This window comes from Streptomyces filipinensis (assembly GCF_014649495.1).
Classification (GTDB): domain Bacteria; phylum Actinomycetota; class Actinomycetes; order Streptomycetales; family Streptomycetaceae; genus Streptomyces; species Streptomyces filipinensis.
Window position 1 is genome coordinate 219,917 of the sequence record NZ_BMTD01000015.1, and the last position, 14,275, is coordinate 234,191.

The following is a 14,275-nucleotide window of genomic DNA, read 5'->3' on the forward strand; positions in this document are numbered from 1 at the left end:
TGAAGGCCACGTACTCCCCCTCGTCGAGGAGGACCACCAGCAGCACGGGGAGCAGCCCGGCCCACCGCTTGGGGGGATCACCCCTTCCGCACCCGTTCCGGTCGGAGTCGACAGCACGTGCGTGAGCAGCGGCGGCATCCGTGCCAGCGTCGGCCACCCGGCCGCCCGGCCGCCCGTGGAAGACAGCCCCTTCGAGCAGCTCCCCCTCAAGCGCGGTGGGCGGTTCGGGCGCGGAGACCGACCGTTTCGGCCGGAGTGCCGAGTCGGCCGGCGCGCGGGCAGCGGGCGGTCGAACCACTGTTGCTGAAGCCGGTCCGCTCGCCCCCACAGCACAGCGGCCGTGGTGATCATGATGGTCTCCACCTGCGGGAGCTTTGGATCAGCTGCCTGAGGGCCGCTCCTTTGGGCCGTCTGGCTGATCAACCCCCCGTTCTTCAGGGCATCGGCGACCTCGCGCACGTCGCGGCGTCCCTCGACGGCGTCGATGACCAGCGCGATCGCCTCCTGGCTGCCGACCTTGTCCTGGAGGCCGCCGGCGCGGAGGTAGGCGTAGGCGGCCTGCACGGCGAACAGCTCGTTCGAGAGCGAGCGAAGGCAGGAACCCGCGCGAGGGCGTGCGGGCGGGCAGCGGCTCGGTGGTGCGCGGCCGGGTAGGCCAGGCTGCCCATGACCTCGTGCCCGAGCCGCGGGACCCTGCCTTTGGTCCTTACCGAGCGGAGCCGACGGGCATGTCCAGGCCACGGGCCGCGACGAGACGTGCGGTCCCGTCGGCCAGGCTGTAGCACAGGCCCACCACAGCGGCCTGCCCAGCGGCGACCCGCTCGGCCAGGAGGCGGGAGCGGTCCAGCAGCAGGTCGACGGTGTGCCCTATGTGCTCCGCGAGGATCTCTTCCGCGCTCACGCGTCCGGCGGCCCGCGCCGCCAGCACGCTGGGAGTGACACGCTCGACGACGTCCCGGATGTAGCCGGCCGGCGCCATGCCGTCCTCCAGGGCGGCGCACGCCGCGCCGACCGCCCCGCACGAGTCGTGGCCGAGGACCACGACCAGGGGGCAGTCCAGCACGTCGACGCCGAACTCGATGCTGCCGATCACTTCCGGTCCCATGACGTGGCCGGCGGTGCGCACCACGAAGAGATCGCCCAGACCGCGGTCGAAGATGATCTCAGCGGCCAGGCGGGAGTCGGAGCATCCGAACAGGACCGCGAACGGGCGCTGAGACGGAGCGACCTCGGTGCGGCGGGTGGCGTCCTGGTTCGGGTGCTCCGGGGCACCCTCGGTGAACCGTTGGTTGCCGGCCAACAGCAGCTCGAAGGCTTCACGGGGGCTTGAGGCCTGGATCTCTGTCATGACCGCAGGCTAACGGCCGACCCAGCAGACACGCACGGCCGTGTCCGCCGCCGACGGCGTCCGTGGCCCGGCGCCTGGCCCAGACGCCGGGCGATGTCCCTGTCGATCCGCCCTCGGTGCGCTGCGCGGCAGTCCGGCCCACAACAGCCCGTCCGCCCGGCCATGCGTGTGCCTCCTGCCGCGACGCCGTCACCCACGGCCCGACGACGCCGCCGCGGAGCAGGGGCGCCCCGCTGCCCGCGGGCGAGCTCGGCAGGCGCGGGAGCTGGACCTTTCGTAGATTGAAAGCGAGCGACTGGCTGGGAATGCGTGTGACACCGAAGATCGACTACACCGGGGTGTTCGCCGCCCTTCCGAGCCCGTGCCTGGTGCTCGGCACGGACCTGGTGATCGCCGATGCCAACCCGGCCTTCTGCGAGGTGACCGGACGGAGTAGGGCCGAGCTGGTCGGGCAGTACCTCTTCGATTCCTTTCCGGACAACCCCGCCGATCCGGGGGCCGCCGGGGTGACGACGCTGAAAGCCTCACTGCACCGTGTCCTGTCCTCCGGCCAGACGGACCACATGGCGTTGCAGAAGTACGACATCCCGATCGCCGGCAACCCCGAGGCGTTCAAGGAACGGTGGTGGACGGCGATCAACGTGCCCGTCCTCGGCCCCGACGGAAAGGTCGCCTGGATCATCCACCGGTCCGAGGACATGACCGACGTGGTCCGCGCCCGCCGCACCGCGCACCTGCCGTCGGTCCGCCCCGGCCGCGAAGCGGCCATGGAAGCCGAGCTGTACGCCCGGGCGCGGCAACTGCAGCAGCTGAACGAGGAACTGCGCCAGGCTCACGCCCGTGAACGGCACATCGCCGTCGCTCTGCAGGAAACCATGCTCCACTCCCCGGACCTGGCCCGGCACCCGAATATCGCCGTGCGCTACCTGCCCGCGACCGGATCGCTGAACGTGTGCGGCGACTGGTACGACGCGGTCGACCTGCCCGCGGACCGCTTCACCGTGGCGGTCGGCGACGTGGTCGGCCACGGGCTGCCGGCCGCCACCGTCATGGGCAGGCTCCGCAGCGCACTGAGCGCCGCCACCCGCGCCGTCCACGGTCCTGCCCAGGCACTGGAGGTGCTGGGGCTGTACGCCCGCTCGGTGGAGGGAGCCCTGGCCACCACCGCCGTCCAGGTCCTCGTCGACTGCCACAGCCAACTCCTCATCTACAGCAGCGCGGGCCACCCCCCGCCCGTCCTGCTGCACCCGGACCGCTCCTGCGAGCTGCTCGACCAGGCCACCGACCCACCGCTGGGCGCCCGCCCCGAACACGTCCCCCGCCCCCAGGCCAACGCGACCTACGCCCCCGGCGACACCCTCATCCTCTACACCGACGGCCTGATCGAACGCCGCGGTGAGGACATCGACGTCGGCCTGACCCGCCTCACCTCCACGCTCGCCACCTGCACCGAGTTCGGCGCGGAACACCTCGCCGACGCCCTCCTCGCCCGCCTGGGCCTCGCCAGCGGCGCCAACGACGACATCGCCCTCGTCGTCGTCCGCCTGGAGCGAACGACCCGACCGTACTGATCAGACCGATGTCGTCGTCGGTGAGCGTACGGCCCGGGGGGACGGCCCGCTACCGAGGAGGAGACGGGGGGTGCGGATCGCGGTCGCGTGAACATCACCTCTCGGGCCACGAGGTGGGGCCGGTCGACGACACGCGCCTGCGAGCGGTGCCCTACCGCGGGGTTCGGCGCAGGTCCGGCGCCAGGGGCGGCCACTCAGCGCTCACCGCCTCGACGAGCGCCTCGGGGAGGCCCAGGAGGCGCAGTGCGTCGGGCAGCGTGGCCGCCCCGACGACCGTGGACACCGCGGCCTGCGCGGCCTGCGCGTACCGTGCCCGGGCTCCGGAGTGGTCTCCGCGTACCTCGGCCGTCCTGCCCAGGCCGGCCAGCGTACGGACGCGGTTGGCGGCCCCTTTCACCCCATGCGGGTCGAGGTGCTCCAGTGCCTGGGTGTAGCGGCTCTCCGCCGTGGCCCGGTCCCGCTCCGCCAGGGCGATGTCGCCGAGGCCGCGCAACGGCGCCGCCAGGGCCGCGGTGCTGCCGGCGCGGCGGGCGAACTCGGCTGACCGCGTGTAGTCCGCCCTTGCCGCCGCCGGGTCGACGTCGGCGCGCAGGTCCCCCCGGTTGGCCAGAAGGTCGGCGCAGTCCTCCAGCGCGTCCAGCTCTTCGGCCAGGGTGAGTGCCTCGTCGGTGAGGGCGACCGCCGTGCGCCGGTCACCCCGTGTGCGCGCGGCGCCGGCGAGCGCGTCCAGCGTCAGCGCGGCGCCCCAGCGGTCGCCCTGCGCACGGAACTCCCTGGCCGCCGCCTGGAAGGCCCGTTCGGCCTCGGCGAGGTCGCCGTCGCCGAGCGCGCCGAACCCGGTCACATACCGCGCGACGGCCCTGGCCCACGGTTCACGGCTGTCACGCTGGGCCGAGACGAGAGCGAACGCACCCTGCGGGTCCCCCTCGCTCGTCGCGTTGTGCGTCATCCACAGCAGCAGGGCCGCCGGGTGACGACCCGACCGGCCGTCCGACCACACCGCGGTCAGCGCCTTGCCCGCCGATGCCCGGTGCCGACGCCACACTTCCCGTCCGGCCGCGCCGGCCGCGGCGATCAGCACCGAGATCGCGTACTCCTCGCCCAGGCCGTCCGGGGGCGTGTCGCCGACGGCATCGAGAAGGGTGCGTGCCGGTGGGGCCAGCGTGCCGGAAGCGCCGCGTATCCACAGGTACGTCGAGGCCGCGGCGATCAGTTCCAGGGCCGTTCCGGTCTCGCGCGCCCCGACCGCCCAGTGCACGGCCGCCTGCAGGTCGGGCTGCTCCGCCGCGAGCGCCGGCAGCAGCTCCAGTTGCTCACGGCGCCGCAGCCCGGGGTCTGCGGCGCGCAGCAGGTCCAGCAGTGTGCCGGCGTGGACGCGCCGTACCGGCTCCGTCTCACCCGCGGCGTCCAGTCGCTCGGCGCCGTAGGCACGGATCGTCTCCAGCATGCGGCAGCGGCCGCCCGTCCACTCCAGCAGGGACTTGTCGGCGAGGGACTGCAGGGTCTCCTCGTCCGTGTCGCAGACCCGCAGCGCGGAGGCGACACTCGCCCCGCCGGCGAACACCGAGAAGCGCCGGGCGGCCCGCTGCTCCGGCTCCGGCAGCAGGTCCCAGCTCCAGCCGACCACCGAGCGCAGTGTGCGGTGCCGGGTCTCGGGACTGCGGCTGCCGCGCTCGGTCACACCGAGCCGGTCGTGCAGCCGGGCCGAGAGCTCCGCCAGCGTCAGGGTGCGCAGCCGGGCCGCCGCCAGCTCGATGGCCAGCGGCAGGTTGTCGAGAGCGGTGCAGACGCGCCGTAAGGTCCCGGGGTCGGGGACGAACGCCCGGCGCGCGGCCCGGGCCCGGTCGGTGAAGAGTTCCGCCGCGGCGGCGTCGTCGAGCGGCCGTACGGGATGGAGGTGTTCGCCGATGACACCCAGCGGTTCGCGGCTCGTCGCCAGCACGCGCAGGCGCGGGCACATCGCCAGCAGACGGGCCGCCAGTACGGCGATCTCCTCCACCAGGTGCTCGCAGTTGTCCAGGACGAGCAGCAGCCGCCGGCCGGACAGGGCCGTGACCAGGCGGTCCAGCGGGCCCTGGGTCCCGGCCGCCGTGTGCAGCGCGCTCTCCCGCAGGCCAAGGGCGCCCAGGAGGGCCTGCGGCAGGACGGCGGCGTCGCGCAGCGCGGCCAGTTCCACGAAACACACCTCGTCGTCGGTCTTCTCCGCCACCTGTGCGGACAGCCGCGTCTTGCCGACGCCGCCTGGACCGGTCAGGGTCACCAGCCGGCCCTCACGCAGGAGTTGCCGGACCTCGGTCACCTCCTCGGCACGGCCGACGAATGGGGTGAGCGGGGCCGGCGGGGCGGCGGGAGCGGGGGACGCGTCGGCGCGCAGCAGCTCGCCGTGGAGTGCGGCGAGCTCCGCGGACGGATCTGCGCCCAGCTCGTCGGCGAGGTGCCGCCTGACCTTCTCGAAGACGACCAGGGCCTCGGCCTGGGCGCCGTCCGCGTGCAGCGCCCGCATCAGCAGCCCGGCGAGGCGCTCGCGCAGTGGATGGCGGTCGAGGAGTTCACGCAACTCAGGTACGGCCGCGCGGTGTTCGCCGAGGCACAGCTGGGCTTCGAGCCGGTCCTCCAGTGCCGCCAGCCGCAGTTCCTCCAGCCGTACGGCGGCCGCGCGGGCCGACGCGCTGTCGGCGACGTCGGCGAGCGCCGGGCCCCGCCACAGCTGGAGCGCCTGACGCAGCAGCGGCAGGGCCGTGCCGGCATCACCCTCCCCCAGTGCCGAACGGCCCTCCCGCGCCAGCCGTTCGAACCGGCCGGCGTCCACGTCCTCGGCGGCGACGGCGATCCGATAGCCGGCTCCCGTCCGTTCGATCGCCGCCGTGTCGCCCAGGGCCGAACGCAGCCGGGACACCTGGGACTGGATCGCGTGGGCGGACGGCACCGCGCCTTCCGGTCCACCCGCCCCGACGGCCCCGATGTCCTCCGCCAGCCGGTCGGTCGGGACGACCTCGCCGGGGGTGACGAGCAGCAGTGCCAGCAGTGCTCGCCGCGCCGGTCCGCCCAGGGGCAGCTCAGCACCCTCGTCGCCCCACGCCTGTGTCCCGCCGAGGATTCCGAAGCGCATGCAGGTCATTATCCACTCGGACAACTCCCCGTACCCCTTGGGCCGGTGAGCCGACGACGGTCACACGATCGGGCCGAGGTACGTACCACCGGACACGTCGATGGTGCGCCCGGTGATCCACCGTCCCCCGGGGCCCACCAGGAAGCCGACGACGTCGGCCACGTCCTCGGGCTCCCCGAGGCGGCCCAGCGCCGTGATCGCCTCAAGTCCCGCGACCACTTCGGGAATCGAGGTGTAGCCGGCGGTCAGATCGGTCCGTACCGCGCCCGGCGCCACCGTGTTGACCGTGATCCCGCGCCGGCCCAACTCGTTGGCCAGCGACGGGGCCAGTGATTCGACCGCGGCCTTGGTGACGGTGTAGCCGATCTGCGTGGACACGGCGAACCGGCTGGCGGTGGACCCCACGTTGACGACGCGTCCGCCGTCGTTCAGCAGGGGCAGCGCCCGCTGGATCACGAAGAACGGCGCGGTGACGTTGACCGCCAGCAGCCTGTCCCACTCGTCCGCGCTCACCTGGGAGATCGAACTCGTCGAGGAGATGCCCGCGTTGTTGACCAGGATGTCCAGCCCGCGTCCCGTGAGTCCGGCGACCAGCCCCTCGAACACCTTGTCCACCGCACCCTCCTCCCCGAACCGTGCCTGGATGGTGAAAGCCCGGCCGCCGGCCTCCTCGATCCGCGTCACGGTCTCCTTGGCCGCGTCGTCGTTGCCGCCGTAGTGGATCGCGACCAGTGCTCCCTCGGCGGCCAGCCGCAGGGCCACCGCCCGGCCGATGCCCCGCGACCCACCGGTCACCAGTGCCGTCTTGCCCGTCAGTTCACCCATCGTCCGCTCCTCGCTCGGCGGCCGGTCCTCGGTGCGGAACCGGCGATGGCCCCACACTCGCGGCGACGGCTCACCGTGCGCTCACCGCGGGCTCACCGGGGCACGGCGCGGAGCGCGAGTTTGGGATGGTCGGCGTCGGGGAGCCAGTCGCGCTGTGGTTTGTACTCCAGCCAGCGCCGGCTACGGCCGGCTTCGGTGAAGCCGCGCAGCAAGGTGTCGAGCAGCAGGTGGCGGGCCGACTCCCGCCATGCCAGCGACCACGCGTACAGGGGTGTCGGCTCGACGAGCGGGACGGAGCGCAGGCCCGCGTGGTCCGGCAGTGGGGCGTCTGCGGGGAAGACGGTGAAGCCCTCGGGGTCGGTGCGGAGGTTCTGGACGAGGTGGTCCAGGCCCAGATTGGGGCCGTCGTGCCGCCGCGTGATCCGGAACTCGTCGGCGAAGCGGCGCAGGAAGTCCAGGCGGTTGAGTTCGGCCGGGCACCACAGGACGCTGTCGCGCAGGTCGGCCGGGCGCAGTGCAGCGGCATCGGCCAACGGGTGGGACGGGCCGACCAGCACGTCGACGGGTTCCAGCCGCACCAGACGCTGGGTCAGTCCCGCATCCCTTCCGTCGGGCAGCGGGTGTACCCGGCCGAATCCCAGGTCCGTGTCACCGCGCAGCAGCGCCTGCGCGACTGACGGCCAGTCGCGTCCCGGGCTCGGTTCCCACCGCACCGCGCCAAGCGCCACGACCGCCTCGGCGACCGTGCGCATCGGCGCGTACAGATGACCCCACGTGTCGATCCGTACGACCGGTCCGGCGCCCGACACGGCCGCGACCGCCCGCTCGCCCGCGGCAAGCGCCTCGCGCGCGGCCGGCAGGAACCGCTCCCCCGCCTCGCTCAGCCGGATCCCGCCCCGGCGCTCGAACAACCGCACCCCCAGCAAGTCCTCCAGCCGCGCGATGCGTTTGGAGAGCGCCTGCTGACTGGTGCTCAGCTGTTCTGCGGCCCGTCCGAAGTGCAGGGTCCCGGCGGTCGCGACGAAGGCGCGGACCAGGGTGAGGTCGAGGTCCATGCCGCTGACCTTATGCGACAACCGCGCGTTGTCGGCCGGGTGGCTTGGTTGTTGGCCGGGCCGCCGCACCACGCGGTCAGATGATCCCGGAAGCCACACCACTGGAAGCCACGCAGAGGGATGGCCCGGGCCACCGAGGAGATGACCACGATGAAAGCCTTCGTACCGACCGGAGATCCCGCCGAGCCGGTCGTGCTCGCCGACGTCGACGAGCCGACGCCGCGCCCCGACGAGGCGCTGGTGAAGGTCGAGGCGTTCTCGGTCAACCGGGGTGAGACGTTCAAACTGGAGAGGCCCGCCCTCGGCGAGCGCCCTGGCAAGGACATCGCTGGCCTGGTGGTGCAGCCGGCCGCCGACGGCAGCGGGCCGTCCGGGATCACGCGGGTCGTCGGCCACCCCATGGCGGGCGGCTGGGCGGAGTACGTGGCGGTGCCGACCGGCGCGCTCGCCGAACTGCCGGGCGAGGTCTCCGTGCTCCAGGGCGCGGCACTGCCGCTGGCCGGGCTCACCGCGCTGCGGCTGCTGCGCGCCGCCGGGCCGGTGCCGGGCCGGCGGGTCCTGCTGACCGGTGCCTCGGGAGGCGTGGGTCACTTCGTCACCGAACTCGCGGCCGCCGCCGGCGCCCAGGTCACCGCCGTGACCAGGGACGCCGACCGAGGCGCCCGGCTCGCGGAACTCGGCGCCGCCGAGATCGTGCACGACGTCGCCGATGCCCGGGGCCCGTACGACATCGTGCTGGAGTCGACCGGCGGCCAGGCCCTGCCCCTGGCGCTCGCGCGGCTCGCCAGGCGGGGCACGCTGATCTGGTTCGGGCAGGCCAGCCGCACACCGGCGACGCTCGACTTCTTCGACTTCTTCGCCGGTCCGGAATCGGCTGTCATCCGCCACTTCCACTACCTCGACGCCGACACCCGGCTCGACGACGACCTGGCGGCACTCGTCCGGCTGACCGCCGAAAGCCGTCTGCACCCCGAGATCGGCCGTGTCGCGGACTGGACGGACACCGCGACCACCCTCACCGATCTGCGCGACCGCCGCATCCGCGGCAAGGCCGTCCTCACCCTGTCCTGAACCACGCCGGAACCACCCGCCGCAAGAACGACCGAAGGAGCAAGACCATGACCACCACCACCGACCCCAGGGCCATCGTGATCCGTTACATCGAGGCCGTGCGCGACGGCGCCGCCGATGTCATCCACGACAGCTTCTGCGCGGACGCGACCTGGCACTACCCGGGCGCCCTGCCCATCTCCAAGGTCTGGCACGGGCGCGAACAGATCATCAACGACTTCCTCGGCAGCATGGGACCCGTCCTCGTCCCCGGCACCCTGGAGATCGAGCTGGTCAGCACCATCGCCGAGGGCGACCGGGTGGTGGCCGAATGGACCTCCAAGGCCAAGACCGTGTACGGCGGCACCTACGACAACCGCTGCCTCGGCATCTACACGGTGCGCGACGGCAGGATCGCCTCCGTCGTCGAATACGCCGACACCCAGCACGTGGCCGCGACGCTCTTCCCCGGCCATGACGCCCACGGGCCCGCCGGTACCGAGTGAGCCGCGTCCGGCTCAGCCCCCGTGGGGCCTGGCCAGACCGTGGTCGTAGGCGAAGATCACTGCCTGGACGCGGTCACGGGCGCCGATCTTGGACAGGACACGGCCGACGTGGGTCTTGACCGTGGACTCGGACAGGACGAACCGGCCGGCGATCTCACCGTTGCTCCAGCCCTTGCCGATGGCGACGAGGATCTCGCGCTCGCGGTCGGTGAGGGAGCTCAGTCTCGGGTCCTCGGCGGAGCCGTCACCGCCGGGGGGCACGAGACGGGCGAACTCGTGGAGGAGGCGGCGGGTGAGCGCGGGGGCGATCACGGCGTCTCCGACGGCCACCGCGCGGATGCCCGCCAGAAGTTCCTCGGGGCGGGCGTCCTTGAGGAGGAAGCCGCTGGCTCCGGCGCGCAGAGCCGCGTACACGTACTCGTCGATGTCGAAGGTGGTCAGGACGAGGACGCGGGAGCGGTCGCCGGCGGCGACGATCCTGCGGGTGGCCTCGATGCCGTCCATGCCGGGCATGCGGACGTCCATGAGGACGACGTCGGGGCGGAGTTCGGCGGCCTTGCGGACCGCTTCCGCCCCGTGCGCGGCCTCGCCGACCACCTCCGTCTCGGGCACGGAGTCGAGAAGCATGCGGAAGCCGTACCGCTGGAGCGGCTGGTCGTCCACGACGAGCACGGTGGTCACCGGGCACCGTCCTGGGGAGTGAGGTCGAGGTCGGCCCGTACCGTCCAGCCGGTGCCCGCGGGGCCCGCGCTGACGTGCCCTCCGTAGAGCGCCGCTCGTTCTCGCATGCCCACCAGGCCGTGTCCTTCCTCGTTCGCCGTGCGGGGACGGCCGGCCGGGTCTGGTGGGCCGGAGTCCTGGACGGTGATGGTCAGCCGTGGGTCCTCCACGACGATCGCCAGACTGGCACGCGCGCCGGCGCCGGCGTGCTTCAAGGTGTTCGTCAGAGCCTCCTGCACGATGCGGTAGACCGTGAGCTGCACCCCGCTGTCGAGGGCGTCGAAGTCTCCGGCCGTACGGTAGACGACCTCCAGGCCGGCGGCGCGCACCCCCTCGCACAGCGCGTCGATGTCCATGAGACCGGGCTGCGGTCTCAGCTCGGGCTCGGCCGGCGGTCCGTCCGCCTCACGCAGTACGCCGAGTACCCGGCGCAGTTCGCCCAGGGCCTGACGGCCGGTGTCCCCGATGAGGTGCAGCGCCTCCCTGCCCCGTTCCGGAGCGGCACCGGCGGCATAGGCCCCCGCGTCGGCGAGCGTGATGATGACGGACAGGTTGTGGCCGACGATGTCGTGCATCTCCCGGGCCACTCGTGTCCGTTCGGCGGCGACGGCGAGTCTGTCGCGCTGGTCGCGTTCGATCTCCAGGCGTGCCGCACGGTCCCGCAGTCCGGCCAGTTGGGCCCGCCGGATACGGATCATCAGGCCGAGCGCGAGTGCCGCGGTCGCCGTGCTGAGCAGGAAGAACAGTGCGTCCCATACCGACATCGCCGCCGACACCCGGGCCGCGACCAGGCCGAGCGCACCCGCGCTGACCGCGCAGGCCCAGGGGAGCTGCCGCAGCCGCCCGTGCAGGGCCAGGCTGTACAGGGCGACGAAGAGCGCGACGTCCGCACGGAGCACGGCGCCGAGGGACCACTGGAGGACGAACACGGCCGTGACGGCGCCGAAGGCGGCGGCGGGTTCCCGGCGTCGCCACAACAGCGGCAGCACCAGCCCCGCCTGCAGGGCCAGCATGCCCGCCACGGGCAACCGGGTGAACGCCAGGCGGAAGCGGCGCCGGCCGTCGCCGTCGCCGTCCCCGCCGATCACGCCGACCGCGTGCAGCAGGTCCGGCAGGCAGAACAGCAGGAAGACCAGGAGTACCACCGCGGTGTCCAGCACCCACGGGCGGGCCCGGTCGGCCTGCCGAAGCCGCTGGCCGACCCGGCCGAGCCGGGCGACCAGCGGCCCCATCCCGCTGAGATCTTCGGTGGTCACGGTGCTCACGTAGGTCACCGACCCATGATGCGGGTGGCTGCTGCTCAGACGTCGCTGCGCAGCAGCCGGTACGTCGCTCCGGCCAGCGCGAGGGCTGTCCAGCCGAGGAAGACCAGGAGTCCGGCGCCCGGCGACAGGGTGGTCGAGTCGTGGGTCAGGGCGAAGACCGACTCGCCCGCATGGCTGGGGAGGTAGGGGTCGATGTCGCCCTGCCACGAGCTGGGCAGCAGGGAGATCAGCCCGGGTACGAGCATGAGGGCGGCGACGAGCACCGAGATGCCGCCGGCCACCGACCGCAGCAGGGCGCCCAGCGCGGCGCCGATCACGCCGACCAGGCCCAGGTAGAGCCCGGCACCCAGGAGGCTGCGGACGACACCGGCGTGGCCGAGGCCCATGGCGGCGGGCGTACCGGAGACGATCTGGCTGCCGACGAGGAACGCGACGAACGCGCCGATGGTGGCGATGACCAGCGCGACCAGTCCGTACACCGCCGCCTTGGCCCACAGCACGGGCAGCCGGCGCGGCACCGTGGCCAGCGTCGAGCGGATCATGCCGGTGGAGTACTCGCCCGCCGTGACCAGGACGCCGAGCACACCGAGGGCCAGCTGTGCGAAGTTCGTGCCGAACAGGGACAGGCTCGCTGCCGTCGCGGTGGCGAAGTCGCGGTCCATGTGCCGGCCGGAGTCGAGATCGGACTTGTAGTGGCTCGCGGCGATGACGCCGAAGGCGACGAGGAACAGCAGGCCCAAGGCGAGGGTGATCCAGGTGGAGCGCAGGGACCAGAGCTTGGCCCACTCCGAGGCCAGCACGCGCCGTCCGGTCACCCGGTAGGCGGGGCGGGCTCGCACCGCCTGGTCGGTCTCGGGAGTCTCGTGGGTTGCCGTGAGGGTGCTCATGCCGCGCTCCCGGAGGTCTCGATGCCGGTCGTGGAGCCGTGGTACTCCACAGCGTCCCTGGTCAGTTCCATGAATGCCTCCTCCAGCGACACCGCCTTCGTGGTCAGCTCGAACAGGGGGATGCCGTGCTCGGCGGCCTTCAGCCCGATCTCGCGGGCGGACATCCCGGTCACCTGCAGTTCCTCGGAGCCGATGCGGCCGGTTATCTCCACACCCGGTCCGGCCAGCAGGTCCCGCAGCCGCGCGGTGTCGTCCGTGGCGACCTTCACGGTGTCGCCGCCCGCCTCGCGGACCAGGTCCCGCACGGTCGTGTCGGCCAGCAGCCGGCCTCGCCCGACGATGATCAGATGATCGGCCACCAGGGCCACCTCGCTCATCAGGTGCGAGGAGACGAACACCGTGCGCCCCTCGGCCGCGAGGGTGGTGAGCAGGTTCCGGATCCAGAGGACGCCTTCGGGGTCCAGTCCGTTGACCGGCTCGTCGAGCATCACGGTCTGCGGATCGCCGAGCAGGGCGGCCGCGATGCCGAGGCGCTGGCCCATGCCGAGGGAGAAGGCACCGGCCCGCTTCTTCGCGACGCTGCCGAGACCGGCGAGCTCGACGACCTCGTCGACCCGGCGGCGCGGGATGCCGTGGGTCAGTGCGAGCGCCCGGAGGTGGTTGTAGGCGGAACGGCCCGGGTGGATCGACTTGGCCTCCAGCAGCGCTCCCACCTCCTGCAGCGGCGCCTGATGACGGGCGTAGCGCTGCCCGTTCACCGTGACGGAGCCGCTCGTCGGCGCGTCCAGCCCGACGATCATGCGCATCGTCGTGGACTTGCCCGCACCGTTGGGCCCCAGGAAGCCGGTCACGGTGCCCGGCCGCACGGTGAAGTCCAGCCCGTCGACGGCCGTCTTCTCCCCGTACCTCTTGGTGAGCTGCTGTGCCTCGATCATTCGCGTTCTCTCTCTCGGACTCCGGCGCCGAAACGCCTGACGCCTCCTCCTCACGCTAGGTCCGCGAGCAGCCGGATCCGGTGGTACCGGGGGCTGAACAGTGGCCGGCGGGTAGTACCGCGGTACTACGCGCCCGGCCGCTGGTCCCCGGCCGGGGGCCCGCGCGGAGGCACGACGTCTCTCTTTCACGTCATCCGTAAATGTGCCGTCGCACCCGAACATTTGGGTAAGTGCCCGAATAGGCGGCCATATTTTGGTCGTCACGGAGCGAGGTGTAACGCGACCGCGCTTTCAAGACGCAGAATTAGACAGGAGCGGGGCGAAACCTCGGGGCGGAATCAGGCGCCCGGGACGACCGCGCTGTCACGGCAACTCGTCAGATCGGAATTTCTTGTGAGCAACACCGACCCTGTGTCCGGATACCACACGTACGACCAGCCCACGGGCCCGGACCGCCCCGTGCGCCGTCATGCCGCCGGACGGCGCGCGGCACTGACGGTCTGCACGATCGCCGACATCGCGGCAGGTCTGCTGGCCCTGTGGATCCTGTTGTTCCTGCTCGATGCGAATCAGGCGAATGTCTTCGTCACATTCGTGCACGGAATGTCGGACTGGCTGGCCTGGTGGTCGCAGGACATTTTCACGATGGACACAGAGGGTCTACGCGTCATCCTCAATTATGGTCTTCCGGCCGTCATGTATTTGGCGATAGGTCACGGGATCGCCGCCAGGCTCAACCGGGCATGACGGTGCTACGAGGACCTGGTGCGCCAGGGCTTCGACGTAGTCGCGTGGCGCCCGGTTCGCGACGATCTGTCAGCTCGGCGGTGCCCCCAGAACGTGACAGGTACGACTTCCAAGATCATGGAGTTCTCTACGCCTCGTGATCCGAGTGGAAGGCCGTGCCTGTCGACGCATCATCGCTGATCCCGCCTGCCCTTGACCAGCTGCACGAGCATCCCGACCCGCGAGACCCACGCGGCGTACGGCACGCTCTGGTTGCC

General features: G+C 72.2%; 12 protein-coding genes. 4 read left to right on the forward strand and 8 right to left on the reverse strand.

The genetic code is table 11. The features are described from left to right. Positions 1-706: 706 nt before the first annotated feature. On the reverse strand, positions 707-1,348 hold the full coding sequence (locus IE244_RS29775; protein WP_191876640.1) for a carbonic anhydrase: 642 nt from the start codon (positions 1,346-1,348) through the stop codon (positions 707-709). A gap of 311 nt (positions 1,349-1,659) precedes the next feature. Between IE244_RS29775 and IE244_RS29780 the strand changes: the two genes are divergently transcribed. Continuing rightward, a complete protein-coding gene (locus IE244_RS29780; protein ID WP_191876641.1) occupies positions 1,660-2,919 on the forward strand; it encodes a SpoIIE family protein phosphatase in 1,260 nt (419 codons plus the stop codon). A 151-nt stretch (positions 2,920-3,070) separates the two neighbouring features. Here IE244_RS29780 and IE244_RS29785 read toward each other — a convergent pair whose 3' ends face one another. The 3 genes from IE244_RS29785 to IE244_RS29795 all read right to left on the reverse strand — a co-directional run bounded on the left by IE244_RS29785 (position 3,071) and on the right by IE244_RS29795 (position 7,908). After that, the gene (locus tag IE244_RS29785) at positions 3,071-6,028 is read right to left on the reverse strand and encodes an ATP-binding protein (RefSeq protein WP_191876642.1); all 2,958 of its coding nucleotides are present in this window, start codon (positions 6,026-6,028) and stop codon (positions 3,071-3,073) included. 60 nt (positions 6,029-6,088) lie between these two features. Next, positions 6,089-6,853: an SDR family NAD(P)-dependent oxidoreductase gene (locus tag IE244_RS29790; protein ID WP_191876643.1), complete on the reverse strand. Its 765-nt coding sequence runs from the start codon at positions 6,851-6,853 to the stop codon at positions 6,089-6,091. A gap of 92 nt (positions 6,854-6,945) precedes the next feature. After that, positions 6,946-7,908 carry a LysR family transcriptional regulator gene (locus tag IE244_RS29795; RefSeq protein ID WP_191876644.1) on the reverse strand — a complete coding sequence of 321 codons (963 nt, stop codon included), beginning with the start codon at positions 7,906-7,908 and terminating at the stop codon, positions 6,946-6,948. Between the two features lie 150 nt (positions 7,909-8,058). Between IE244_RS29795 and IE244_RS29800 the strand changes: the two genes are divergently transcribed. Continuing rightward, positions 8,059-8,979: a zinc-binding dehydrogenase gene (locus tag IE244_RS29800; protein ID WP_191876665.1), complete on the forward strand. Its 921-nt coding sequence runs from the start codon at positions 8,059-8,061 to the stop codon at positions 8,977-8,979. Between the two features lie 47 nt (positions 8,980-9,026). Beyond that, positions 9,027-9,464 (forward strand): nuclear transport factor 2 family protein, encoded by a 438-nt coding sequence (locus IE244_RS29805; protein WP_191876645.1) that lies wholly within the window; start codon positions 9,027-9,029, stop codon positions 9,462-9,464. Between the two features lie 12 nt (positions 9,465-9,476). Here the strand turns inward: IE244_RS29805 and IE244_RS29810 are convergent, their stop codons facing one another. From IE244_RS29810 to IE244_RS29825, 4 genes are all read right to left on the reverse strand, one after another. After that, positions 9,477-10,145, reverse strand: a complete 669-nt coding sequence (locus tag IE244_RS29810; protein WP_191876646.1) for a response regulator — start codon at positions 10,143-10,145, stop codon at positions 9,477-9,479. After that, a complete protein-coding gene (locus tag IE244_RS29815; RefSeq protein WP_191876666.1) occupies positions 10,142-11,416 on the reverse strand; it encodes a sensor histidine kinase in 1,275 nt (424 codons plus the stop codon). Before IE244_RS29815 ends, IE244_RS29810 begins: the two co-directional genes overlap by 4 nt. 68 nt (positions 11,417-11,484) lie before the next feature. After that, a complete protein-coding gene (locus IE244_RS29820) occupies positions 11,485-12,336 on the reverse strand; it encodes an ABC-2 transporter permease (protein WP_191876647.1) in 852 nt (283 codons plus the stop codon). Then, on the reverse strand, positions 12,333-13,271 hold the full coding sequence (locus IE244_RS29825; RefSeq protein ID WP_191876648.1) for an ABC transporter ATP-binding protein: 939 nt from the start codon (positions 13,269-13,271) through the stop codon (positions 12,333-12,335). The genes IE244_RS29820 and IE244_RS29825 overlap by 4 nt, the downstream gene beginning before the upstream one ends. 393 nt (positions 13,272-13,664) lie before the next feature. On the opposite strand from IE244_RS29825, the gene IE244_RS29830 reads away from it, so the two are divergent. Continuing rightward, a complete protein-coding gene (locus IE244_RS29830) occupies positions 13,665-14,018 on the forward strand; it encodes a hypothetical protein (RefSeq protein ID WP_191876649.1) in 354 nt (117 codons plus the stop codon). The last annotated feature ends 257 nt before the right edge of the window (positions 14,019-14,275 follow it).

Bases quoted from the DNA above. Each gene is read 5' to 3' on its own strand.
- IE244_RS29775 (WP_191876640.1), bottom strand. From the start codon at position 1,348: ATGACAGAGATCCAGGCCTCAAGCCCCCGTGAAGCCTTCGAGCTGCTG.
- IE244_RS29785 (WP_191876642.1), bottom strand. From the start codon at position 6,028: ATGCGCTTCGGAATCCTCGGCGGGACACAGGCGTGGGGCGACGAGGGT.
- IE244_RS29790 (WP_191876643.1), bottom strand. From the start codon at position 6,853: ATGGGTGAACTGACGGGCAAGACGGCACTGGTGACCGGTGGGTCGCGG.
- IE244_RS29795 (WP_191876644.1), bottom strand. From the start codon at position 7,908: ATGGACCTCGACCTCACCCTGGTCCGCGCCTTCGTCGCGACCGCCGGG.
- IE244_RS29800 (WP_191876665.1), top strand. From the start codon at position 8,059: ATGAAAGCCTTCGTACCGACCGGAGATCCCGCCGAGCCGGTCGTGCTC.
- IE244_RS29805 (WP_191876645.1), top strand. From the start codon at position 9,027: ATGACCACCACCACCGACCCCAGGGCCATCGTGATCCGTTACATCGAG.
- IE244_RS29815 (WP_191876666.1), bottom strand. From the start codon at position 11,416: ATGGGGCCGCTGGTCGCCCGGCTCGGCCGGGTCGGCCAGCGGCTTCGG.
- IE244_RS29820 (WP_191876647.1), bottom strand. From the start codon at position 12,336: ATGAGCACCCTCACGGCAACCCACGAGACTCCCGAGACCGACCAGGCG.
- IE244_RS29825 (WP_191876648.1), bottom strand. From the start codon at position 13,271: ATGATCGAGGCACAGCAGCTCACCAAGAGGTACGGGGAGAAGACGGCC.